The 23,038-nt window shown below is 68.3% G+C and carries 18 protein-coding genes; 12 read left to right on the top strand and 6 right to left on the bottom strand.

Features of this window, described 5'->3' with window-relative positions; all coding sequences use genetic code 11:
• Positions 1 to 23 precede the first annotated feature (23 nt).
• Positions 24 to 314 (bottom strand): hypothetical protein, encoded by a 291-nt coding sequence (locus tag ACZ42A_RS07415; RefSeq protein WP_468526220.1) that lies wholly within the window; start codon positions 312 to 314, stop codon positions 24 to 26.
• 287 nt (positions 315 to 601) lie between these two features.
• On the opposite strand from ACZ42A_RS07415, the gene ACZ42A_RS07410 reads away from it, so the two are divergent.
• From ACZ42A_RS07410 to ACZ42A_RS07370, 9 genes are all read left to right on the top strand, one after another.
• Positions 602 to 2,839, top strand: a complete 2,238-nt coding sequence (locus tag ACZ42A_RS07410; RefSeq protein ID WP_468526219.1) for an ABC transporter family substrate-binding protein — start codon at positions 602 to 604, stop codon at positions 2,837 to 2,839.
• A 204-nt stretch (positions 2,840 to 3,043) separates the two neighbouring features.
• Entirely contained in the window at positions 3,044 to 4,951 is a 1,908-nt protein-coding gene (typA, locus tag ACZ42A_RS07405; RefSeq protein ID WP_468526218.1) for a translational GTPase TypA, read from the top strand.
• 655 nt (positions 4,952 to 5,606) lie between these two features.
• Entirely contained in the window at positions 5,607 to 6,641 is a 1,035-nt protein-coding gene (locus ACZ42A_RS07400) for an ABC transporter permease (RefSeq protein WP_468526217.1), read from the top strand.
• Positions 6,642 to 6,688: 47 nt separating this feature from the next.
• Positions 6,689 to 8,503, top strand: a complete 1,815-nt coding sequence (locus ACZ42A_RS07395; protein ID WP_468526216.1) for an ABC transporter substrate-binding protein — start codon at positions 6,689 to 6,691, stop codon at positions 8,501 to 8,503.
• A 95-nt stretch (positions 8,504 to 8,598) separates the two neighbouring features.
• The gene (locus ACZ42A_RS07390; RefSeq protein ID WP_468526215.1) at positions 8,599 to 9,579 is read left to right on the top strand and encodes an ABC transporter permease; all 981 of its coding nucleotides are present in this window, start codon (positions 8,599 to 8,601) and stop codon (positions 9,577 to 9,579) included.
• Between the two features lie 10 nt (positions 9,580 to 9,589).
• Positions 9,590 to 10,651, top strand: a complete 1,062-nt coding sequence (locus tag ACZ42A_RS07385; protein ID WP_468526214.1) for an ABC transporter ATP-binding protein — start codon at positions 9,590 to 9,592, stop codon at positions 10,649 to 10,651.
• Between the two features lie 19 nt (positions 10,652 to 10,670).
• Positions 10,671 to 11,792, top strand: a complete 1,122-nt coding sequence (locus ACZ42A_RS07380; protein WP_468526213.1) for an ABC transporter ATP-binding protein — start codon at positions 10,671 to 10,673, stop codon at positions 11,790 to 11,792.
• Between the two features lie 12 nt (positions 11,793 to 11,804).
• Positions 11,805 to 12,209, top strand: a complete 405-nt coding sequence (locus tag ACZ42A_RS07375; RefSeq protein ID WP_468526212.1) for a VOC family protein — start codon at positions 11,805 to 11,807, stop codon at positions 12,207 to 12,209.
• 38 nt (positions 12,210 to 12,247) lie between these two features.
• Positions 12,248 to 12,751: a DinB family protein gene (locus ACZ42A_RS07370; RefSeq protein ID WP_468526211.1), complete on the top strand. Its 504-nt coding sequence runs from the start codon at positions 12,248 to 12,250 to the stop codon at positions 12,749 to 12,751.
• Positions 12,752 to 12,891: 140 nt separating this feature from the next.
• Here ACZ42A_RS07370 and ACZ42A_RS07365 read toward each other — a convergent pair whose 3' ends face one another.
• The 5 genes from ACZ42A_RS07365 to ACZ42A_RS07345 form a co-directional block, all read right to left on the bottom strand.
• On the bottom strand, positions 12,892 to 13,941 hold the full coding sequence (locus ACZ42A_RS07365; protein WP_468526210.1) for an ABC transporter ATP-binding protein: 1,050 nt from the start codon (positions 13,939 to 13,941) through the stop codon (positions 12,892 to 12,894).
• 26 nt (positions 13,942 to 13,967) lie between these two features.
• Positions 13,968 to 15,005, bottom strand: coding sequence for an ABC transporter ATP-binding protein (locus ACZ42A_RS07360; RefSeq protein ID WP_468526209.1), 1,038 nt, complete (start codon positions 15,003 to 15,005; stop codon positions 13,968 to 13,970).
• Between the two features lie 49 nt (positions 15,006 to 15,054).
• Entirely contained in the window at positions 15,055 to 16,035 is a 981-nt protein-coding gene (locus ACZ42A_RS07355; RefSeq protein WP_468526208.1) for an ABC transporter permease, read from the bottom strand.
• 101 nt (positions 16,036 to 16,136) lie between these two features.
• Positions 16,137 to 17,897 carry an ABC transporter substrate-binding protein gene (locus ACZ42A_RS07350; protein WP_468526207.1) on the bottom strand — a complete coding sequence of 587 codons (1,761 nt, stop codon included), beginning with the start codon at positions 17,895 to 17,897 and terminating at the stop codon, positions 16,137 to 16,139.
• Positions 17,898 to 17,994: 97 nt separating this feature from the next.
• Complete coding sequence (locus ACZ42A_RS07345; protein ID WP_468526206.1) at positions 17,995 to 19,023, bottom strand: ABC transporter permease; 1,029 nt, start codon at positions 19,021 to 19,023, stop codon at positions 17,995 to 17,997.
• Between the two features lie 474 nt (positions 19,024 to 19,497).
• On the opposite strand from ACZ42A_RS07345, the gene ACZ42A_RS07340 reads away from it, so the two are divergent.
• The 3 genes from ACZ42A_RS07340 to ACZ42A_RS07330 are packed head-to-tail and all read left to right on the top strand — an operon-like array spanning position 19,498 to position 23,038.
• Positions 19,498 to 21,126 (top strand): peptide ABC transporter substrate-binding protein, encoded by a 1,629-nt coding sequence (locus tag ACZ42A_RS07340; protein WP_468526205.1) that lies wholly within the window; start codon positions 19,498 to 19,500, stop codon positions 21,124 to 21,126.
• 9 nt (positions 21,127 to 21,135) lie between these two features.
• On the top strand, positions 21,136 to 22,059 hold the full coding sequence (locus tag ACZ42A_RS07335; protein ID WP_468526204.1) for an ABC transporter permease: 924 nt from the start codon (positions 21,136 to 21,138) through the stop codon (positions 22,057 to 22,059).
• Positions 22,052 to 23,038 (top strand): ABC transporter permease, encoded by a 987-nt coding sequence (locus tag ACZ42A_RS07330; RefSeq protein ID WP_468526203.1) that lies wholly within the window; start codon positions 22,052 to 22,054, stop codon positions 23,036 to 23,038. Before ACZ42A_RS07335 ends, ACZ42A_RS07330 begins: the two co-directional genes overlap by 8 nt.

Genomic DNA, 23,038 nt, shown 5'->3' with positions numbered 1-23,038 from the left:
ATGACTCCGGTCGGCTCGGTGGCTCAGGGTGCGTGCCGGTCGCGGGCGCCGAGACCCTCGTCGTCCGAGTCCGTCCACAGGGCGACGTCGTACGGGGTGTCGGAGATGGTGACCAGCTCCGGGCGCCGGGCGGGGGCGTGGCCGGAGGCCGACTCCCGGAGCAGCGCCACGCTCGCGCGCAGGTGTTCGCAGTCGGCGCGGACCCGGCGGATGTCGATTCCGCCGCTGCCCATCTGCTGTTCCAGACGGTTCACGGACCGGTTCAGGTCGTCGAGGCACCGCTGGACGGATGCCAGTTCATCGTGCACGGACATGACGTGACCTCACTTCCGTCGGCCGGGTGGCCGTGGGCGGCAACGTTCATGCGCCTGCGAGTGTTGCGCGTCACACCAGTCGCTGGGAAGGGATGTGCACCGATTGGCCGAGGCGTGTGGGTGCATCCCGTGGTGCGTTGCGCCGCACGGGTGGCCTTCCCGGCGGTCATCGCCGTGTCGCCGCCCGTTGCCGAACCCTTTCCTCTTCAGTGGCCGCATACATGTGATCAGCTCCATATACCGCCAAAAGTGATCGTAACGCCCGCGGCCCCCGGAGGTAACACGAGATGTCCCACGACGGCGTCGGACTACGCGCGGTCACGCGCTCGGTCGCCTTCCTCACCGCGGGTGTGCTCACCGTGCCCGCTCTCGCCGGATGCAGTTCGAAGGACCCGGCGGGCAAGCCACTGGCCGCCCAGGACATCGCCCCGGCCGCCCGCGGCCAGGTCGCCGACGGCGGCACCCTGCGCTGGGCCGTGGACGCCGTACCGGAGACCCTGAACACCTTCCAGGCGGACGCCGACGCGGCCACCACCCGGATCGCCCAGGCCGTGCTGCCGTCCATGTACCGCCTCGACCCCGCCGGCCGGCCGCGGATCAACCCCGACTTCCTGGAATCGGCCGAGATCGTGGAGACCGAACCCCGGCAGGTCGTCCTCTACAAGCTCAACCAGCAGGCCGTCTGGAGCGACGGCCGGGAGATCGGCGCCGCCGACTTCGCCGCCCAGTGGCGCGCCCTGTCCGGCAAGGACAGCGCCTACTGGACCGCCCGCAACGCCGGCTACGACCGGATCGAGCGGATCGAGCGCGGCGCCAACGACCTGGAGGTCCGGGTCACCTTCAGCCGGCCCTACGCGGACTGGCGGTCGCTGTTCTCGCCGCTGTACCCGAAGGAGGTCATGGGCACCCCGGACTCCTTCAACGACGGCGCCCGCAAGAAGCTGAAGATCACCGCCGGGCCGTTCACCGTCAAGAAGGTCGACCGCAAGGACGACGAGGTCGTCCTCGCCCGCAACCCCCGCTGGTGGGGCGACCCGGCCAAGCTCTCCCGGATCGTGCTGACCGCCGTACCCCGGGACGAGCGGGCCGCCGCGCTGGCCGCCGGGGAGGTCGACCTGGCCGAGATCGACCCCGCCGCCGCCCGCCGCATCACCGCCGCCGCCGGACCGAGGGGCGTCTCCGCCGCCCCGTCCCGGAGCGCCGGCGCGAGCTCCCGCACCGACGACAAGGCCGACGCCGACGAGACGTCCGGCGCCGGGGAGGAGACCGACGCGGAGGAGACGTCCGGCGCCGGAGACGAGACCGGCGCCGAGGAGACGTCCGGCGCCCGGACCGAGACCGACGCAGACGAGAAGGACGGCAAGGCGGGGACCCGGCAGCCCGCGCTGCGCGACTTCGAGGTCCGCAAGTCCCTGGAGCCGGCCTACACCCAGCTCGCCCTCAACGGCTCCGACGGGCCGCTCGCCGACGAGCGGGTCCGCAGGGCCGTCGCCCGCGCCCTCGACCGGGAGGCGCTCGCCGAGACCGTCCTGAAGCCGCTGGGCCTGCCCGCCGTCCCCGTCGGCAGCCACCTGGCCCTGGCCGGCCAGGCCGCCTACGCCGACAACAGCGGGGCGCTCGGCAAGCAGGACACCGCCGAGGCGCAGGCGCTGCTCGCGGACGCCGGATGGGTGCGCGGGGGGCCGCTGGACAAGGCCACGAAGGGCGAGAAGGCGGCGGGCTCGCGGGGCGAGAAGGCGGAAGGGAAGGACAAGGGGGACACGTCCGGGGCGGACGGAAACGGCCGGTCCGAGGGCGACGAGGACGGGGTGTACATCGTCGGCGAGGACGACAAGGGCCGGGACGCCGACCACCTCGCCCAGGACGGCAAGCAGCACCTGAAGCAGGGCGGCGCCCCGGGCGCGTACGCCCCCCAGGGCACCGCCGCCCCGGCGGGCGCGAAGACCGGCGTCCTGGCGAAGAACGGCAAGCCGCTCGCGCTCCGCTTCGTACTGCCCTCCGGGACCGGCTCGGAGACCCTGCACACGGTCGCCGACCGCATCGTCCGGATGCTGGACCGGATCGGCATCCGCACCGAGACGATCAAGGTGTCCGACGAGAGCTACTTCAAGGACCACATCGCCTCCGGCCAGTACGACCTCGCCCTCTACTCCTGGCCCGCCTCCGCTTTCCCCGCCACCGACGCCCGCCCGATCTACGCCAAGCCGGTCCCGGCCGCCGATGGCTCCCTCTCGGTCGAGCAGAACTGGACGCGGGTCGGCACCGACCAGGTGGACCAGCTCTTCGACCAGGCGATGGCGACCCTGGACGAGTCCGAGTCCCGGTCCCTGATCCGCAAGGCCGACGCCCGCATCTGGGCCGCCGCCGGCTCCATCCCGCTGTACCAGCGCCCCCAGCTGATCGCGGCCCGAAAGAACCTGGCCAACGCGGGCGCCTTCGGCTTCGAGACACCTGTCTACGAGGACATGGGCTTCCTGAAGAAAGGGGTGAGGGTGTCACCGAGTCCGTCGAAACAGGGGTCGTGATCCGCCGGTAGAAGGGGGCGCGGGGAACTGCGCGACCAGCCGCAGACAACCCGCGCCCGCCGGCAACGATCACCCCCCGATGCGCCCGGCGAAGCCGTATTCTCAGCCTCCCCGTACCATGGGAGCAGGCCGAGGCGTGACCAGCCCGGCAGGCTAGCGCGAGCGACGCGCAGCCGATCTCACACTCCGGGAGTACGCCGCAATATGGCCACGCGCCACGACATCCGCAACGTCGCCATCGTCGCCCACGTCGACCACGGCAAGACCACCATCGTCGACGGCATGCTGAAGCAGGCCGGTGCCTTCGCCGCGCACCAGCTCGACTCCGTCGACGACCGCATGATGGACTCGAACGACCTGGAGCGTGAGAAGGGCATCACGATCCTCGCCAAGAACACGGCGGTGAAGTACCACCCGAAGGACGGCGGGGAGCCCATCACGATCAACATCATCGACACCCCCGGCCACGCCGACTTCGGCGGCGAGGTCGAGCGCGGTCTGTCGATGGTCGACGGTGTCGTGCTGCTGGTCGACGCCTCCGAGGGCCCGCTGCCGCAGACCCGCTTCGTGCTGCGCAAGGCGCTCCAGCAGCGGCTGCCGATCATCCTGTGCATCAACAAGACGGACCGGCCGGACTCCCGGATCGACGAGGTCGTCAACGAGACCTACGACCTGTTCCTGGACCTGGACGCCGACGAGGACCAGATCGAGTTCCCGATCGTCTACGCCTGCGGCCGTGACGGCGTCGCCTCGCTGACCAAGCCGGAGGACGGCACGGTCCCGGCGGACTCCGACAGCCTGGAGCCGTTCTTCTCCACGATCCTGGACACCATCCCGGCCCCGTCCTACGACGAGGGCGCCCCGCTCCAGGCCCACGTCACCAACCTCGACGCGGACAACTTCCTCGGCCGTATCGCGCTGCTGCGCGTGCACCAGGGCGAGCTGAAGAAGGGCCAGACGGTCGCGTGGATGAAGCGCGACGGCTCGGTCAGCAACGTGCGCATCTCCGAGCTGATGATGACCGAGGCGCTGACCCGCAAGCCGGCCGAGAAGGCGGGCCCGGGTGACATCTGCGCCGTCGCCGGTATCCCGGACATCATGATCGGCGAGACGCTGGCCGACCCGGAGAACCCGGTGGCGCTGCCGCTGATCACGGTCGACGAGCCCGCGATCTCGATGACCATCGGCACCAACACCTCCCCGCTCGTCGGCCGCGGCGGCACCGGCAAGGGCGCCGACGCGAAGGCGGCGGTGAAGGACCGCAAGGTCACCGCCCGCCAGGTCAAGGACCGCCTGGACCGCGAGCTGATCGGTAACGTCTCGCTGCGCGTCCTGGAGACCGACCGCCCCGACGCCTGGGAGGTCCAGGGCCGCGGTGAGCTGGCCCTCGCCATCCTCGTCGAGACCATGCGCCGGGAAGGCTACGAGCTGACCGTCGGCAAGCCGCAGGTGGTCACCAAGGACGTCGACGGCAAGGTCTACGAGCCGGTCGAGCGCATGACCATCGACGTGCCCGAGGAGCACATGGGCGCCGTCACGCAGCTCATGGGTGTCCGCAAGGGCCGTATGGACAACATGTCCAACCACGGCTCCGGCTGGGTCCGCATGGAGTTCGTGGTGCCGTCCCGTGGCCTGATCGGCTTCCGGACCGAGTTCCTGACCCAGACCCGCGGCACGGGCATCGCGCACTCCATCCACGAGGGTCACGAGCCGTGGTTCGGCACCCTGCAGACCCGTAACAACGGCTCTCTGGTCGCCGACCGCTCCGGTGCCGTCACCGCGTTCGCGATGACGAACCTGCAGGAGCGCGGCGTGCTCTTCGTGGAGCCGGGCACCGAGGTGTACGAGGGCATGATCGTCGGCGAGAACTCCCGCTCCGACGACATGGACGTCAACATCACCAAGGAGAAGAAGCTCACCAACATGCGGTCGTCCACGGCCGATGTGACCGAGTCGATCGTTCCGCCGCGCAAGCTGTCGCTGGAGCAGTCGCTGGAGTTCTGCCGTGACGACGAGTGCGTCGAGGTGACCCCGGAGGCCGTTCGCATCCGCAAGGTGAACCTGGACGCGCGCGAGCGCGCCCGCGCCGCGAGCCGCGCCAAGCACGGCTGAACCTGACGTACCCGAGGCCCGGGCGTCCCCAGCATGGGGGCGCCCGGGCCTTTTTCAACCCGTTTTTTCGCGCCCTCCCGCCCCCCTGTTGTCCGAAACGCGGAGATCGCCGCCCGATAGCCATGTAACACGTCCGTTTCGCGGCCTTCTTCGCCCGAACAGTTTGTCCAGATTTTGGAAGATCTACGCGCCAGCTGTGACTGAATTGAGATTTAAGAACGGTGGTCGGTAGTTGGCTCATGGCAGATAGTTAGCCGCGTAGCGCTCGGGTCAATGGGTCTCGCGCTGTGGGGACAGCGCCGACTCACGAGCACCAGGGGGTGTCTGACCCTCCGTCAGGGGTGTCGGAGGTTCAGATGTGTGCCCCCTCCTGTTGGTGAACACGTGGAGTCATGAGGAGGAGTCCCATGCGCGGTGTCACAAGCGCGAGGCGGACCACAGCCACACATCCGGCCGTCGCCGACCGACCTTCGCCCACCGCAGATCCGCGCTGAGTCCCGCACGGTAGCCGCTGCCGCCTCGCGCCTACGCGCGTCCGGCTGCGGATTTCCCGCCTGGTTCAGCGTGCCCTGACGCCTCTTCATGCACCGGACCGCGCTCGCCTGTTCCGCGAGCCGGCGGTTCGGCACACCCACACCCGTGAGATGGGCGAACTGTGACAAGTCCTATCGACCTTGAGGGCGGCGGAACGCCGGCCGTCACCGACGGCGAACCCGGGCCGGAGAAGAAAGCCGGTGACGCCAAGCTCGTCGGCCGCTCTCCTGGCCAGCTGATGTGGCTGCGCTTCAAACGCGACCGCACGGGCGTGATCGCCGCCTGTGTCGTCGGCTTCTACTTCCTGATCGCCCTGCTCGCACCGGTGATCTCGAAGCTGTACGGCAAGGACCCGTACACCGTCTACGCCGACGAGCGGCCCGAGCTGTTCGACAGCGCGGGTGTGCCGGTGCAGCCCAACGGCGGTATCAGCGGCGAGTTCTGGTTCGGCCTCGAACCCGGCAACGGCTACGACGTCTTCACCAAGCTCCTCTACGGCATCCGCACCTCGCTGATGATCTCCGTAGCGGTGACGATCACGGTCGTGCTGACCGGCATCCTGCTCGGCATCACCGCCGGCTATCTCGGCGGCAAGACGGACTACTGGATCAGCCGGATCATCGACTTCCTGCTCGCCTTCCCGGCCCAGCTGTTCTTCATCGCCAGCATGCCGGTGGTGGTCGCCCTCTTCGTCCACCCGCGCGACGAGACCCCGACCTATGTGCGAGTGCTGGCCCTGATCATGGTCCAGTGGTTCCTGGGCTGGATGAGCCTCGGACGCATTCTGCGCGGTACCACACTCGCCCTGCGAGAACGGGAGTTCATCGAGGCGGCGAAGGTCAGCGGGGCCTCGCCGTGGCGGATCATCCGCAAGGAGATCCTGCCGAACGTGGTCACCCCCCTCCTCGTCCAGGCCACGTATCTGCTGCCCAACTTCGTGACCGCCGAGGCCGGTCTGTCCTTCCTCGGGGTGGGCATCGTCGAACCGACGCCGGACTGGGGGCAGATGTTCTCCAAGGCGTCCACCGAACTCGTGATGCAGAACGACATCACGTACATGTTCTTCCCCGGCGTCTCGATGATCATCTTCATCGTGGCTTTCAACCTGCTCGGGGACTCGGTCAGGGACGCCTTCGATCCCAAGACAGCGCGCTGACCATTCCGTGTGCAACTGGTGCAACACAGATGGGTGGAATCTGAGTGATGAGTAGGGGCGGACGCCACACATACGCCGCAATCTCAGTGCTCGCGGCCGGAGCTCTCGTGCTCACCGGTTGCAGCGAGGGCGGCAGCAAGACCGGGAACGACAAGAACGACAAGGAGCAGCAGGAGAACGCCCAGCGGCAGCAGAGTTCCATCCCGTTCGGCGACGCGAAGGACTCCGAGGGCCCCGCGCCCGAGGTGCCGGGCGCCAAGAGCGGCGGCACCATCTCGGTGCTGGCCCGCGACAGTTACGCCCACCTCGACCCGGGCCAGATCTACGTCCAGGACGAGATGGCGGTCTCCCAGCTGATCCACCGCAGTCTCACCGGCTACAAGGCCACCGGCAACGACGGCAAGAAGCACGAGGTCGTCGGCGACCTCGCCACCGACCCCGGGACCACCACGGACGGCGGCAAGACCTGGAAGTTCACGCTCAAGGACGGCATCAAGTGGGAGGACGGCTCCCCGATCACGTCCAAGGACGTCCGCCACAGCGTCGAGCGCCTGTTCGCGCCGTTCATCAACCAGGGCCCGCCGTACCTCCAGCAGTGGCTGGCCGACACCCCGGGCGCCGACTACCGCAAGCTGCTGCCGGACGGCCCCTATGAGGGCAAGCACCTCCCGGACACCCTCCTGGAGACCCCGGACGACAAGACGATCGTCTTCAAGTTCAAGACCGCCCGCCCCGACCTGCCGTACGCCCTGGCCATGCCCGGCTACGCCATCGTCCCCGAGAAGCTCGACACCAAGGCCAAGTACGACAAGGACCCGGTGGCGGCCGGACCGTACAAGATCCAGGAGTTCAAGTCCGGCAAGTCGATGACCCTGGTGCGCAACGAGAACTGGGACCCGAAGACGGACCCGCTGCGCCACCAGTACGTCGACCGGTTCGACATCACCTTCAACCACCAGTACGAGCAGTCCACCAAGGCGCTGCTCGCCGACAGCGGCAAGGACCAGACCGCCGTCAGCTTCAGCAACGCCGTCGACGCGGGCAACCTCTCCAAGGTCCTGGGCGACGCGAGCCTGAAGAACCGTGTCGTCACCGGCTATCAGCCGTACGTCGGCCAGATCAACATCAACCTCAGCCACCCGGAGCTGAAGGACATCAAGATCCGTCAGGCCATCGCCTACGCGCTCCCCGTCACGCCGTTCGTCCGCGCCTTCGGCGGCACCGACGCGATGGAGGTCGCCGGCGGCATCCTCAGCCCGACGGTCAGCGGCTACAACGCCGACTTCGACCCGTGGGGCAAGAAGAAGAAGCCCGCGGGTGACCCGGAGAAGGCCAAGAAGCTGCTGGAGGAGGCCGGCAAGACCGGGATGAAGCTGACCTTCGGCTACATCAACACCCCCGAGGGCCAGCAGTACTCCACCGCCATGGCGGCGGGCCTGGAGAAGGCCGGCTTCGACGTCCAGCGCCAGGAGATCCCGGCCGAGACCTACTACGACCAGGTCAGCGCCCTGGACAACAACTTCGACATCTTCCACACCGCGTGGGGTGCCGACTGGCCGTCCGCCTCGACCGTGATCCCGCCGCTGTACGACGGCCGCGCGATCGCCGAGGGCGCGCAGAACTACTCGCAGGTCAACGACCCGAAGATCAACAGCGAGATCGACCGGATCAGCAAGATCACCGACCCGGCGAAGGCCGCGACCGAGTGGGGCAAGCTCAACGAGTACATCGTCAAGGACGTCGTCAACGTCGTCCCGACCGCGTACTACAAGCAGGTCCAGATCGCCGGCTCGAAGATCGGCGGTCTCGTCTACGACGACCAGATCCACGGCGTCGACCCGCGCCGCCTGTACGTCAAGTAACCCCTGCCCGACCGGTACCCGGTGCCCCCGTCCGCGACCAGGCGGCGGGCACCGGGTACCGCCCGGCCCGCTGACGTCTGAGAGCTGCCCCTGCCATGCTGCGCTTCCTCGTCCGCCGCGCCCTCGGCGCCGCCGTCATTCTCTTCCTGCTCAGCATCGTGACGTTCCTGATCTTCTACGGAATGCCACGCGACCCGGCGCTGCTGATCTGCGGCAAGTCGTGCACGCCGGCCAACCTGGAGAACATCCGGCATGTGCTCGGCCTCGACAAGTCGATCCCCGAGCAGTACTGGCTCTTCCTGCACAACCTGGTCCTGGGCAGCAACGAGTACATCCAGGGCCCGTGCCCCGCGCCCTGCTTCGGCTACTCCTTCCACACCGGTGAGGCGGTCTGGGGCACCCTCATCGACCGGCTGCCCATCACCGTCTCGCTCACCATCGGCGGAGCCGTCTGCTTCCTGATCTTCGGTCTGGGCACCGGCCTGCTCGCCGCCTGGCGCCGCGGCACCCTCGTCGACAAGACGGCCACGGCCACCGCGATGGTCGTCAGCTCGATGCAGATCTACTTCCTCGGCCCGCTGGCCCTGGCGATCCTCGTCTACCAGACCCAGCTGTTCGACAAACCGACGTACAACGAGTTCACCAAGGACCCCGTCGCCTGGTTCGGCGGGCTGATCATCCCCTGGGTGATCCTGTCGACGATCTTCGCCGCGCAGTACACGCGTATGGCCCGCTCGGCGATGATCGAACAGCTCCAGGAGGACCATGTCCGCACCGCCCGCGCCAAGGGCATGTCCCGGCGGTACGTCTTCTTCCGCTACGCCTGGCGCGGCTCGCTGATCCCGATCGTCACCATCTTCGGCATCGACATGGGCTCCCTGCTCGGCGGCGCCATCATCACCGAGTACACCTTCGGCCTGCCGGGCCTCGGCCGGCTCGCGGTGGAAGCGGTCTCCTTCAGCGACCTGCCGCTGCTGCTCGGCGTGATGCTCTTCGCGGCCTCGATGATCCTGCTGTTCAACATCGTCGTCGACGCCGCCTACGCCTTCATCGACCCGCGCGTCCGGCTGTCCTAGGAGCCCTGTCGTGACCACTCTGACCAAGGAAGCCGGTGCTCCGCGCCCGGCCGCCGGGGACGCCTTCCTCTCGGTGCGCGACCTGCACGTCAGCTTCAGGACCGAGGACGGGATCGTCCGGGCCGTCGACGGGCTCTCCTTCGACCTGGAGCGCGGCCGCACCCTCGGCATCGTCGGCGAGTCCGGCTCCGGCAAGTCCGTCACCAACCTGACCATCCTCGGCCTGCACAACCCGATGTTCACCACCGTCGAGGGCGAGATCCTGCTCGACGGCAAGGAGCTGACCACCGCCCGCGAGTCCGAGCTGGAGAAGCTGCGCGGCAACAAGGTCGCCATGATCTTCCAGGATCCGCTCACCGCGCTCTCCCCGTACTACACGGTCGGCCGGCAGATCGCCGAGCCGTTCCGCAAGCACACCGGCGCCTCCAAGAAGGAGGCCTGGGAGCGGGCGGTGGAGATGCTGGGCAAGGTCGGCATCCCCAATCCCACGCAGCGGGCCAAGGACTATCCGCACCAGTTCTCCGGCGGTATGCGCCAGCGCGCGATGATCGCCATGGCGCTGGTCTGCGACCCCGACCTGCTGATCGCCGACGAGCCGACCACCGCCCTGGACGTGACGGTCCAGGCCCAGATCCTCGACCTGCTGAAGGACCTCCAGCAGGAGTTCGGCTCGGCGATCATCTTCATCACCCACGACCTCGGCGTCATCGCCGACATGGCCGACGACATCATGGTGATGTACGCGGGGAACGCGGTGGAGCGCGGCTCCGTCGACGAGGTGCTGCGAGCGCCCGAACACCCGTACACCTGGGGCCTGCTGAACTCGATGCCGCGCCTCGACTCGGACGTCTCGACCCCTCTGGCCCCCATTCCCGGCACGCCGCCGTCGCTGCTCACCCCGCCGTCCGGCTGCCGCTTCCATCCGCGCTGCACCTTCCAGGACCGGGTCGGCGGCGGCCGGTGCGTGACGGAGCGCCCGTTGCTGGCCCCGGACCGGGCCTCGGCCTGCCATCTGACGGCGGAGCAGAAGCGGACCATCTTCATCGAAGAGATCAAGCCCCGGCTGGGCTGACAGAGGAGAAAGAGGAGTCATGAAGGAAGACCTCGTCCTCCCCGCCCCGCGCGAGGCAGCCGGCGACCGGGAGGGGGAACCGCTGCTCGTGGTGGAAGGGCTGACCAAGCACTTCCCGGTCAAGGGCGGCTTCCCGATCCGGCGCACCGTCGGCCAGGTCCAGGCGGTGGACGGCATCGACCTGACCGTGCACGTCGGGGAGAGCTTCGGCCTGGTGGGGGAGTCGGGCTGCGGCAAGTCGACGACCGGCCGGCTGATCACCCGGCTCCTCGAACCGACGGCGGGCACGATCTCGTACCGGGGCCGGGACATCACGCACGCCTCGCGCAAGGAGCTGGCCCCCATCCGCTCCGAGATCCAGATGATCTTCCAGGACCCGTACTCGTCGCTGAATCCGCGCCAGACGGTCGGCAAGATCATCGCGGGCCCGATGGAGATCAACGGCATCGAGCCGGAAGGGGGAAGGGAGAAGCGGGTCCGGGAGCTGCTGGAGATCGTCGGCCTCAACCCGGAGCACTACAACCGCTTCCCGCACGAATTCTCCGGCGGCCAGCGGCAACGTATCGGTGTGGCACGGGCGTTGGCCCTCGAACCCAAACTGATCGTGGCCGACGAGCCGGTCTCTGCCCTGGACGTCTCGATCCAGGCACAGGTGGTGAACCTGCTCCAGCAGGTGCAGCGGGACCTGGGCATCGCGTTCCTGTTCATCGCCCACGACCTGGCCGTCGTACGGCACTTCTCGGAGCGCGTGGCGGTGATGTACCTCGGCAAGGTGATCGAGGTCGGCGACCGCGACTCCATCTACACCCGGCCCCGGCACCCCTACACCCATGCCCTGCTCTCGGCCGTGCCCGAGGTGTCCGTGGCCGGCGCGGAAGCGGAGCCGCGCGAACGCATCCGGCTCGCCGGTGACGTGCCGTCCCCGATCTCCCCGCCGTCCGGCTGCCGGTTCCGTACGCGCTGCTGGAAGGCGCAGGAGAGGTGCGCGACGGAGGAACCGCCCCTGATCCGGCTGTCGGACAACCACGAAGGCCACCTGACGGCGTGCCACTTCCCTGAGGACCCGACCACCGAGGCCCGCGCCGAGGACATCGTGCTGGACCCGGCGCTGGCGGCACTGGAGGAGGCCCAGGAGGACTGAGAGGATCGGTCCGTGCTGCATCATGTGGAGCTGTGGGTGCCCGACCTCGGCCGGGCGGCCCGCTCGCTCGGCTGGCTGCTGGAACGGCTCGGCTGGGCGCCGTACCAGGAGTGGCCGGCCGGGCGGAGCTGGCGGCTGGGGGAGACGTACGTCGTCGTCGAGCAGTCGTCGGCCCTGCGCGGCGACCGGCACGACCGGCTGCGGCCGGGCCTGAACCACCTCGCCTTCCACATGCCCGGCGACCGGGCCGCCCTCGACGCGCTGGTCGAGGAGTCCTTCGCGCGCGGGTGGACGCTGCTGTTCCCCGACCGGCATCCGCACGCGGGCGGGGCGGAGCACTGCGCGGCCTACCTGGAGAACGCGGACGGGTTCGAGGTGGAGCTGGTCGTGAAGTCGGCGGCCATGCCCGCAAATTGACTCGACAGGCGAACGCGCGGCCCGTCATGCTCCCAGCGATGACACGCACCGACACGCCTCCCGCCTGGGACGAGCGCACTCAGCTGACCACCTTTCTCGACTACGCCCGGGACACGGCGCGCGCCAAGTGCGACGGTGTCTCGGCGGAGAACGCCCGCAAGGCGCCCCTTCCGGGTTCGCCGCTGATGACCCTGAGCGGGCTGATCAACCATCTGCGCTGGGTCGAGTACTACTGGTTCCAGGTGGTCTTCCTCGGCGAGGAGGACGAGGGGCCGTGGACGGACGAGGATCCGGACCGCGAGATGCGGATCGCGGTGGACATCCCGCTGCCGGACCTGCTGCGGGAGTACGCCGAACAGGCCGACCGCTACCGGAGGCTGGTCGCCGCTCACGACCTCGACACCCGGGCCAAGGGCACCATCCGCGACGGCCGCCACGTCGACCTGCGCTGGATCCTCCTCCACCTCGTCGAGGAGACGGCCCGCCACAACGGCCACCTGGACATAGTCCGGGAGCTGGTCGACGGCACGACCGGCGTCTAGGGCACCGATGCACAGCACAGCGAAGGCCCGCGCCTTGGGAGGCGCGGGCCTTCTGCCCCGGGAGCGGACGTTCGCGGGCTCGGGTCAATGGGCCGGTGAAGGTCCGTTCCGTGGCGGCGGCTGACGGAAAAGGGGTGTTGTCAGGCCGCCGCCTGGGGGTCCTTGGAGAGACGGGGTGCCGGAACGGTTCCCTCCGTCTCGGGGTGGTGACAAGCGGTCAGGTGGCCGGGCTTGTTGCCCTCGACCTGCACCAGCGGCGGCGCCTCCGACGCGCACTTCTCGGTCGCCTTCCAGCAACGCGTGCGGAAGCGGCAGCCCGACGGCGGGTTGATCGGAGACGGCACGTCGCCGGTGAGCCGGATGCGCTCACGAGCCGGGCCGTCGTCGTCGACCGTGGCCTCCGGTACGGCGGACAGCAGCGCCCGGGTGTACGGGTGCCGCGGGTTGCCGTACAGGTCGTCGCGGTCGGCGATCTCCACGATCTTACCGAGGTACATGACCGCCACGCGCTGCGAGAAGTGCCGTACGACGGCCAGGTCGTGGGCGATGAAGACGAACGCGATGCCCAGGTCCCGCTGGAGCTGCTGGAGCAGGTTCACCACCTGCGCCTGGATGGAGACGTCCAGTGCGGAGACCGGCTCGTCGGCCACGATCAGCTTGGGCTCCAGCGCGAGCGCGCGGGCCACGCCGATGCGCTGGCGCTGGCCGCCGGAGAACTCGTGCGGGAAGCGGTTGTAGTGCTCCGGGTTGAGGCCGACGATCTCCAGCAGCTCGCGGACGCGCTTCTCGCGGCCGCCGGCCGGGTCGATGCCGTTGATCTCCATCGGACCGGAGATGATCTTGCCGACCGTCTGCCGCGGGTTCAGCGACGCGTACGGGTCCTGGAAGATCATCTGGATCTCGGAGCGGACCGGCGCCAGCTGCTTGCGGTTGGCGTGGGTGATGTCCTGGCCGCGGTAGGAGATGGTGCCCGCCGTCGGCTCCAGCAGCCGGGTGATCAGCCGGCCGGTGGTCGACTTGCCGCAGCCGGACTCGCCGACCAGGCCCAGGCTCTCGCCCTCGTGGACCTGGAAGTCGAGGCCGTCCACGGCCTGCACGGCGCCGATCTTCCGCTTGATCGGGAAGCCGCCCATCACCGGGAAGTGCTTGGTCAGGCCCTTGACGTCCAGGAGGGGGTTCGTGTTGCTCATGATCGTGAAATCCCGTCTCTCGTACGTCAGTTCTGCCGGGACCCGGCGAGGTCGGCGAGGAGGTCGGCGCGCTGCGCGGCGGTGAGGTGGCAGGCCGAGCCGCGCCCGTCCACCACCTCCAGGACCGGCCGCTCGGTGGTGCACAGCCCGCCCGCGACCTTCTCCGTGAACGCGCAGCGCGGGTGGAAGCGGCACCCGGACGGCGGGTTGAGCAGCGACGGCGGCGAGCCCGGGATCGGGTTCAGCGGCACGTCCACCGGACCGTCCAGGCTCGGCATGGAGCCGAGCAGACCCCAGGTGTAGGGGTGCTGCGGGCTGCGCAGCACCTCCTTCTTGGTGCCGCGCTCCACGCACCGGCCGCCGTACATCACCAGCACGTCGTCGGCGATGTCCGCGATGACACCCAGGTCGTGGGTGATGAAGATGATCGAGGTGCCGAACTCCTGCTGGAGGTCCTTGAGCAGGTCCATGATCTGCGCCTGCACCGTCACGTCGAGCGCGGTGGTCGGCTCGTCCGCGATCAGCAGCTCCGGGTCGCAGACCAGCGCCATCGCGATCATCGCGCGCTGGCGCATACCGCCGGAGAACTGGTGCGGGTAGTCGTCCACCCGCATGTCCGGCTGCGGGATGCCGACCCGCCGCAGCATCTCGACCGCCCGCGCCCGGGCCTCCTGCTTGGAGGCGCCGGTGTGCTTGCGGTACGTCTCGGCGATCTGCCGGCCGACCGTGTGGTACGGCGACAGCGAGGCCAGCGCGTCCTGGAAGATCATGGACATCTTGTTGCCGCGCAGCTTCTCCAGCTCCCGCTCGGTGGCGGTCAGCAGCTCCTTGCCGTCGAGCAGGATCTCCCCGTCGAGGCTGGTGCGGCGGCGGTCGTGCAGGCCGAGGATCGCCAGGTTGGTGACGGACTTGCCGGAGCCCGACTCGCCCACGATGCCGAGCGTCTGTCCCTTCGCCAGGTCGAAGGAGAGACCGTCGACGGCCTTGACGATGCCGTCTTCGGTGGAGAAGTGGACCTTCAGGTCCCTGACGGACAGGAAGGGCTGCTGGTCGGTGCTCGTCACGGGGACGCTCCTGAGGGGGGTGATGCCGGGGCTAGCTGGTGGGGCCGGGTCAGGCGAGCCGGATACGCGGGTCGATGAGGGCGTAGACGAGGTCCACGAGGATGTTGGCGACGACGATCGCCGTCGCGGCGACGACGGTCACGCCGAGGAGCATGGGCAGGTCGCTGTCGGTGACCGCGCGCACGGCCCGGGTGCCGAGCCCCTGGAGGCTGAACGTGGACTCGGTGATGATCGCGCCGCCGATCAGCGTGCCCATGTCGATGCCGAAGATCGTCACGATCGGGCCCATGGCCCCGCGCCAGGCGAAGCGGAAGAAGACGTTGCGGCCGGACAGGCCCTTGGCGCGTGCCGTACGCACGTAGTCCTCGCTCAACTGCTCGACCAGCTGGGAGCGCGTCATACGGGTGTAGTTGGCGGTGAAGATGATGGACAGCACGAGCCACGGCAGGAGCAGCCCCGAGACCCAGGCGCCGGGGTCCTCGGAGAACGGCGTGTACGACGGCGGGTCCAGCACGCCGAGCTGCTGCACCAGGAAGAACATGGCGATGTAGCCGACGAAGTAGATCTGCAGCGAGGAGCCGAGCAGCGACAGGGAGCTGGCGGTCTTGTCCATCCAGGTGCCCTGCTTGACCGCCGCGATCATGCCCGCGCCGACGCCGATGATCAGGAAGAAGAAGGCCGCGCCGAGGGCCAGTGAGACGGTCGTCGGGAGGTCCTTCATGATCGACTCGAAGACCGGCTCGGTGTTCGTGAACGAGTAACCGAGGCAGGGCGCGTCGCAGTGCCCGTAACCGACGTAGTCACGGCCCACGAAGATGCCCTGGAGCCAGTGCAGGTACTGCACCGGCATGGGATCGGCGATCCCCAGGTTGATCCGCACCTGCTCCAGCACTTCCGGCTCGCAGACCTTGCCGCACGCCATCCGGGCGGGGTCACGCGGGATGGCGTAGAAGAGGAAGAAGGTGACGGCGCTGATGACCAGCAGAATGACGAGTGCGCCGATCACTCGGCGGATCAGAAAACGGAACATGGGTGAGGACTTTCCGGACGGGGCGCCGTCGCCGGGGTGTGGGGAGCGTGGACGGGGCCGGGGCGGCGGGCCGTTGTGCGGTCCGCCGCCCCGCGAGTGCGTCAGGCCTTGACGAAGACCTTGCCGATGGCGACGCAGGTGTCACCGGCGTTGTAGACCACGCCACCGACCTTGGAGCCGTAGAAGTAGTTCCGGATCGGGTGGTAGTCCGGGACGCAGGCCGCGAGCTCCATGATCTGGCGGTCGATCTCGCCCCAGGCCTTGTTGGCCTTCTCCGGGTCGGTCTCGGCGGTGGCCGCGGCGATCGCCTTGTTGACACCGGTGTTGTCGAGCTGGGCCCAGTTCACACCGCCGTCGGCGATCTGGCTGCCGTCCCAGCAGGGCTGGATGACCGTGTAACCGGCCGGCCAGTCCGGGCCCCAGCCCGCCGCGAAGAGGTCGAAGCCGTTGTCGAGCTGGCTGATCTCGCTGTAGAAGCTGGTCTTGTCGACCTGCTTGGTCACCACGCTGAAGCCCGCCTTCTCCAGGGCGTTCTTGATGGTGACGGCTTCCTTCACGGCCTTTTCGGACTGCTGGAAGGCGATGACCAGCTTCTGGCCCTCCTTGCCGGCCTCCTTCAGCAGCGCCTTGGCCTTCTCCGGGTCGCCCATCGGCTTGGTCTTCTTGCCGTACAGGTCGAAGTCGGCGTGACCCGGGGTGAGCGGGGAGATGATCGTGGTCGCGGTCTCCGTGACCAGCGAACCACCGCGCTGCTGCTTCAGCTGCTGCGCGGGCCAGGCGTAGTTGATGGCCTGGCGGACCTTCTGGTCCTTGACCCGAGTCATGTTGATCGGGAAGTAGTAGCAGGTCGTGTCGACCTGGGTCAGCACGCGCTTCTTCAGCGTGGCGTCGCCCAGGACCTTCTGGACGCGCTCGGAGGCGACCTCGTTCAGCAGCGACACGGCGAACTGGTCGTTGCCGCGGTCGGCGATGTACCGGTCGGTGGACGCCAGCGACTGGAAGCCGAACTGCATGACGACCTTGTCCGGGTAGCCGTTGCGGACCGGGTCCTTGTCGGCCTCCCAGTGCTCGTTGCGCACCAGGACGAGGGACTTGTCGATGTCGCGGCTCTCGATCTTGTACGGGCCGCAGGAGTACGGGCGCTTGTCGTACTTCTTCTTGGTGTCGTGCTTCTTCGGCACGATCGAGAAGCCGCGCATGGCCAGCATGTAGTTGAAGTCACCGTGCGCCTCCTTGAGGCGGAAGGTGATGGTGTTGCCGTCGACCTCGATCGACTTCAGGTGCTTGCCCTCGTACGGGCCCTTGTACTTGTCGCCGCCCTCGAGCCAGTTCTGCGGGTAGCGGGGGCCCTCGGTGACGAAGTCGGCGAACAGGCGCTCGAAGGTGTGGCGGACGTCCTCGATGGTGACGACCTCGCCGTCCTCCCACTTGACGCCGTCCTTGAGGGTGAAGGACCAGGTCTTGCCGCCGTCCTTCATGGTGCCCGGGTCGGTGGCCAGGTCGCCGACCAAGGTGGTGGTGCCCTTGGCGTCGACGCGGTAGCCGGTCAGACCGCGCAGGAACAGCACCGAGCCGGCGCCGGTGTACGACGAGTAGATCTGCGCCGGGTCCAGGTGGTCGAAGTCGATCTGGTCCAGCGTGTAGAGCGTGCCGCCCTTCTTCGCGCCGGGCATCTCCGGGGCCGGGCCCTGGGAGTCGGCCTTGGTGCCCACGGAGATGGTGGCGGCCTCGGTCTTGTCGATCGAAGGGGCCTTGCTGGCGCTGTTGCCGCCCGCGTTGCCGCTGGAGCAGGCGCTCAGCGCCATGGTGGAGCCGGCCGCCACACCCGTGGCTATGAGGAAGTTTCTGCGGGAGAAGGACATGGCTTACCTGCCTAGGGGTGAAGGGTGGGTCGAAGGTGCAGCTCGCCGGGCAGCGGTGACCGGGCGTAGGGGTGGTGCGGGTGCTCGGGGTCCTGGATCAGCGCTTCGACTTGGGGTCCAGGGCGTCACGGACGGAGTCGCCGAGCAGGTTGAACGCGAGGACGAAGATGATCATCGACACGCCCGGGAAGATCATGAAGGTGATGTCGTCCGTGTAGAACGTGGCACCGCGCTGGATCATCACGCCCCAGTCGGGAGTGGGGTCGATGATGCCGACACCGAGGAAGGCCAGGCCCGCCTCCGCGGTGACGAACGCCGGGAGGGCCAACGTGGACTGGATCAGGATCGGCGTCCACAGGTTGGGCAGCAGTTCCTTGAAGATGATCCGGGCCGGGGAGGCACCGGTCACCTTCGCGGCCTCCACGAACTCCCGCTCGCGCAGGGCCAGCACCTGGCCGCGCAGCAGCCGGGCGATGGAGGCCCAGCCGAAGGCCGCCAGAACCAGGATCAGACAGGTCGCCCGCAGCGCGGTCGGGATCTCCTCGTCCGGTGCCACGAAGAGGCCGTAGACGACCGGCATGAAGGCGATGAAGAACAGCGTGGACGGGAACGACAGCAGGATGTCGATGACCCGGCCGATCAGGAAGTCGGTGCGGCCGCCGAGGTAGCCGGCGGTGATGCCCACGATCACACCGATCACCGTGACCAGCAGCGTGGTGGCGGTCGCGATGAGGAGCGAGGTGCGGATGCCGTAGAGCAGGAAGGTGAAGACGTCGCGGCCCATCGAGGGCTCGACGCCGAACCAGAACTCGCCGTCGATGCCGCCGTTCGGCTTGATGGGGAAGCCCGCGTCGTTGAGCAGCCCGGGGATCTCCTGGCCGTACTGGGTGTACGGGTCCTTGCCGTAGAGGGCCGAGATCAGCGGCGCGCAGATCGCGATCACGAAGAAGAAGATCACGATGCAGGCGGATATGACGCCCGTACGGTCCCGCTTGAAGCGGTTCCAGGCCAGGCGGCCGGGGGAGCGGCTCTCGTTGCCCTTAGGGGTGGAGGGCGCGGGCGACGTGTCGACGCTCTCGTCGGTCACCTCAAGCGGGGCAGCCGCGGATGGAGTTGGGGGGGTCATGGTGCTCCTGGCCCAAGGGAGGGTCTGAGTGACTCCGCAGGGCGCTCCCCTACGGGCTACGCGGGACTTTTTCAACGCAATTCATTCAAGGTCAACAAATTCTGGTCCGAGATGGGTTTCTCTTTACCTTCTTTGCCTCCGCTTGACTGTTCCGTAGCTACGCGGGTAGCGCTTCTGTGATCAACCCGTGTCTTACATCGGGTCAACTGCGCGAAACGGACTATGTGTTCGTTATGCGGACGCCTGGGTGTCGAAATGCGTACATGACGGGGTTGTTTTCCAACGGTTCGGCATCGGATCGCGGTGATCCGTTGCGCGGTTTTCGAAGATCCACTTCAACGTACGGGCGGTCGGGGGACAAGATCACCCCAAAGGGCGGAGTGTATGTGCGGCGTGCCCTGATTGGGTCGATATTTACCGATAGCGAATTGGCGTTCGCCGGTAACGAATCGGCCGGGTCTGAGGAGGCACACCATGCGCGGAGCCACGCACGCCAAGTGGGTCGCATGCGCGGCGGCGGCAGCCCTGGCGGCGACCGCCTGCGGGGGCGGCGGCGAGGGCGGCGGTGGTGACAGCGGCGCGGTGCTCAGCTCCTCCTGGGGGGACCCGCAGAACCCGCTGGAGCCCGCCAACACCAACGAGGTGCAGGGCGGCAAGGTCCTCGACATGATCTTCCGCGGGCTCAAGCGCTACGACCCGGAGACCGGCGAGGCCCGGGACATGCTCGCCGAGAAGATCGAGACCACCGACTCGCAGAACTTCACCATCACCGTCAAGGACGGCTGGAGCTTCAGCAATGGCGAGAAAGTGACGGCGAAGTCCTTCGTCGACGCCTGGAACTACGGCGCCGGCCTGAGGAACAATCAGCGCAACGCACACTTTTTCAGCTATATCGAGGGCTACGACAAGGTCCACCCGGAGACGGGCGAGCAGAGCGCCGACACCCTCTCCGGGCTGAAGGTCACCGGCGAGCGGACCTTCACCGTCAAACTCACCCAGAAGTTCTCGACCTTCCCCGACACCCTCGGCTACAACGCCTTCGCCCCGCTGCCCCGGGCCTTCTTCGACGACCACGACGCCTGGCTGGCCAGGCCGGTCGGGAACGGGCCGTACACCGTGCAGTCGTACACCCGGGGATCCCAGATGTCCCTGCGCACGTGGGAGGAGTACCCCGGCCCGGACAAGGCGCGGAACGGCGGCGTCGACCTCAAGGTCTACACCGACAACAACACCGCCTACACCGACCTCATGGCCGGCAACCTCGACCTGGTCGACGACGTCCCCGCCGCCCAGCTCCGCAACGTCCAGAGCGACCTCGGCGACCGCTACCTCAACACCCCCGCCGGCATCATCCAGACCCTCGCCTTCCCGTACTACGACCGGGCCTGGGGCAAGGACGGCATGGAGAAGGTCCGCAAGGGCCTGTCCATGGCCATCGACCGCGAGCAGATCACCGAGACGATCTTCCAGAAGACCCGCACCCCCGCCACCGACTGGACCTCCCCGGTGCTCGGCGAGGACGGCGGCTTCAAGGAAGGGCTGTGCGGGGACGCCTGCGCGTACCGGCCCGAGGAGGCCAAGCGGCTGATCCAGGAGGGCGGCGGGCTGCCCGGCGGCCAGGTCAAGATCACGTACAACGCGGACACCGGTTCCCACAAGGAGTGGGTCGACGCGGTCTGCAACTCCATCAACAACGCCCTCGGCAACGACCGGGCCTGCGTCGGCAACCCCGTCGGCACCTTCGCCGACTTCCGCAAGCAGATCACCGACAGAAAGATGACCGGGCCGTTCCGGGCCGGCTGGCAGATGGACTATCCGCTCATCCAGAACTTCCTCCAGCCGCTGTACTACAGCAACGCCTCCTCCAACGACGGCAAGTGGTCCAACGCCGAGTTCGACAAGCTGGTCGACGAGGCCAACGCCGAGTCCGACACCGCCAAGGCCGTCGAGAAGTTCCAGCAGGCGGAGGAGGTCGTCCGGGACAACATGGCCGCCATCCCGCTCTGGTACCAGAACGGCAGCGCCGGCTACTCCGAGCGGTTGTCCGATGTGAAGCTCAACCCGTTCAGCGTCCCGGTGTACGACCAGATCAAGGTCAGCTGAGGCGGCGCCATGGGACGGTACGTCCTGCGGCGGCTGCTCCAGATGATCCCGGTCTTCGTCGGGGCGACGCTGCTGATCTTCCTGATGGTCAACGTGATGGGCGACCCCATCGCCGGCCTGTGCGGCGAGCGGCAGTGCGACCCGGCGACGGCCGCCCAGCTCAGACGGGAGTTCGGCCTCGACAAGCCGGTGTGGCAGCAATACCTGACCTACATGGGCAACGTCTTCACCGGTGACTTCGGCACCGCCTTCAACGGCCAGCCGGTCACCGAGCTGATGGGCTCCGCCTTCCCGGTCACGGTCCGGCTGACCATCGTGGCGATCCTCTTCGAGATCGTCATCGGCATCACCCTGGGCGTGATCACGGGCCTGCGCCGCGGCCGCCCGATCGACACCTCGGTCCTCCTGGTCACCCTGGTCGTGATCTCCATCCCCACCTTCGTCACCGGCCTGCTGCTCCAGCTGCTGCTCGGTGTCGAGTGGGCGTGGATCAAACCCTCGGTGTCCCCGGAGGCCGGCTTCGGCGAGCTGATCGTCCCCGGCCTGGTCCTCGCCTCGGTCTCGCTCGCCTACGTCACCCGGCTGACCCGCACCTCCATCGCGGAGAACAAGCGCTCCGACTACGTCCGTACGGCCATCGCCAAGGGCCTGCCCCGGCACCGGGTCGTCACCCGGCACCTGCTGCGCAACTCCCTCATCCCCGTCGTCACCTTCATCGGCACCGACGTCGGCGCGCTGATGGGCGGGGCGATCGTCACCGAGCGGATCTTCAACATCCACGGCGTCGGCTACCAGCTCTACCAGGGCATCCTGCGCCAGAACACCCAGACCGTGGTCGGCTTCGTGACCGTCCTGGTCCTGGTCTTCCTGGTCGCCAACCTCCTCGTCGACCTCCTGTACGCCGTACTCGACCCGAGGATCCGCTATGCCTGAGCAGCCGCCCTACGAGCCCGAGCGCGCCATCGCCGGCACCGGCATGGGCGGCCAGATGGACCTGGCGGCGAGCGAGGCGGTGACCCTGGAGAAGGCGCCCGCGGGCCCCGACGGCCGGGGCGGCCCCGTGGGCAAACCCCGCTCCCTCTGGTCCGACGCCTGGCACGACCTGCGCCGCAACCCGGTGTTCGTCACCTCGGGCCTGGTGATCCTGTTCCTGATCGTGATCTCTCTCTGGCCGTCCCTGATCGCCTCCGGCAACCCCCTCCACTGCGACCTGGCCAGAGCCCAGCAGGGCTCCCGGCCCGGCCACCCCTTCGGCTTCAACGGCCAGGGCTGCGACGTCTACACCCGCACCGTCTACGGCGCCCGTACGTCGGTCGCGGTCGGCGTCTGCGCGACCCTCGGGGTGGCGATCCTGGGCAGCGTGCTGGGTGGACTCGCCGGATTCTTCGGCGGCGTCTGGGACTCGATCCTGTCCCGTATCACCGACATCTTCTTCGCGATCCCGGTGGTCCTGGGCGGCCTCGTCCTCCTGTCGGTGGTCACCAGCAGCACCATCTGGCCGGTCATCGGCTTCATGGTGCTGCTGGGCTGGCCGCAGATCTCCCGGATTGCCCGCGGCTCGGTCATCACCGCCAAGCAGAACGACTACGTCCAGGCCGCCCGCGCCCTCGGCGCCTCCAACTCCCGCATGCTGCTCCGCCACATCGCGCCCAACGCCGTGGCCCCGGTGATCGTCGTGGCGACCATCGCCCTCGGCACCTACATCGCCCTGGAGGCCACCCTGTCCTACCTCGGCGTCGGCCTGAAGCCGCCCAGCGTCTCCTGGGGCATCGACATCTCCGCCGCCTCCCCGTACATCCGCAACGCCCCGCACGCCCTGCTCTGGCCCTCCGGCGCCCTGGCGGTCACCGTCCTGGCCTTCATCATGCTCGGCGACGCGGTCCGCGACGCCCTCGATCCGAAGCTGAGGTGA

The organism is Streptomyces sp. NPDC030838 (genome assembly GCF_055572035.1).
This window is presented reverse-complemented; position numbering and strand designations above follow the sequence as displayed.

Coding starts and splice junctions, on each gene's coding strand:
- ACZ42A_RS07340 (WP_468526205.1), top strand. CDS start 19,498: ATGCGCGGAGCCACGCACGCCAAGTGGGTCGCATGCGCGGCGGCGGCA.
- ACZ42A_RS07415 (WP_468526220.1), bottom strand. CDS start 314: ATGTCCGTGCACGATGAACTGGCATCCGTCCAGCGGTGCCTCGACGAC.
- ACZ42A_RS07365 (WP_468526210.1), bottom strand. CDS start 13,941: ATGAGCAACACGAACCCCCTCCTGGACGTCAAGGGCCTGACCAAGCAC.
- ACZ42A_RS07380 (WP_468526213.1), top strand. CDS start 10,671: ATGAAGGAAGACCTCGTCCTCCCCGCCCCGCGCGAGGCAGCCGGCGAC.
- ACZ42A_RS07345 (WP_468526206.1), bottom strand. CDS start 19,023: ATGACCCCCCCAACTCCATCCGCGGCTGCCCCGCTTGAGGTGACCGAC.
- ACZ42A_RS07410 (WP_468526219.1), top strand. CDS start 602: ATGTCCCACGACGGCGTCGGACTACGCGCGGTCACGCGCTCGGTCGCC.
- ACZ42A_RS07350 (WP_468526207.1), bottom strand. CDS start 17,897: ATGTCCTTCTCCCGCAGAAACTTCCTCATAGCCACGGGTGTGGCGGCC.
- typA (WP_468526218.1), top strand. CDS start 3,044: ATGGCCACGCGCCACGACATCCGCAACGTCGCCATCGTCGCCCACGTC.
- ACZ42A_RS07355 (WP_468526208.1), bottom strand. CDS start 16,035: ATGTTCCGTTTTCTGATCCGCCGAGTGATCGGCGCACTCGTCATTCTG.
- ACZ42A_RS07335 (WP_468526204.1), top strand. CDS start 21,136: ATGGGACGGTACGTCCTGCGGCGGCTGCTCCAGATGATCCCGGTCTTC.
- ACZ42A_RS07395 (WP_468526216.1), top strand. CDS start 6,689: ATGAGTAGGGGCGGACGCCACACATACGCCGCAATCTCAGTGCTCGCG.
- ACZ42A_RS07330 (WP_468526203.1), top strand. CDS start 22,052: ATGCCTGAGCAGCCGCCCTACGAGCCCGAGCGCGCCATCGCCGGCACC.
- ACZ42A_RS07390 (WP_468526215.1), top strand. CDS start 8,599: ATGCTGCGCTTCCTCGTCCGCCGCGCCCTCGGCGCCGCCGTCATTCTC.
- ACZ42A_RS07370 (WP_468526211.1), top strand. CDS start 12,248: ATGACACGCACCGACACGCCTCCCGCCTGGGACGAGCGCACTCAGCTG.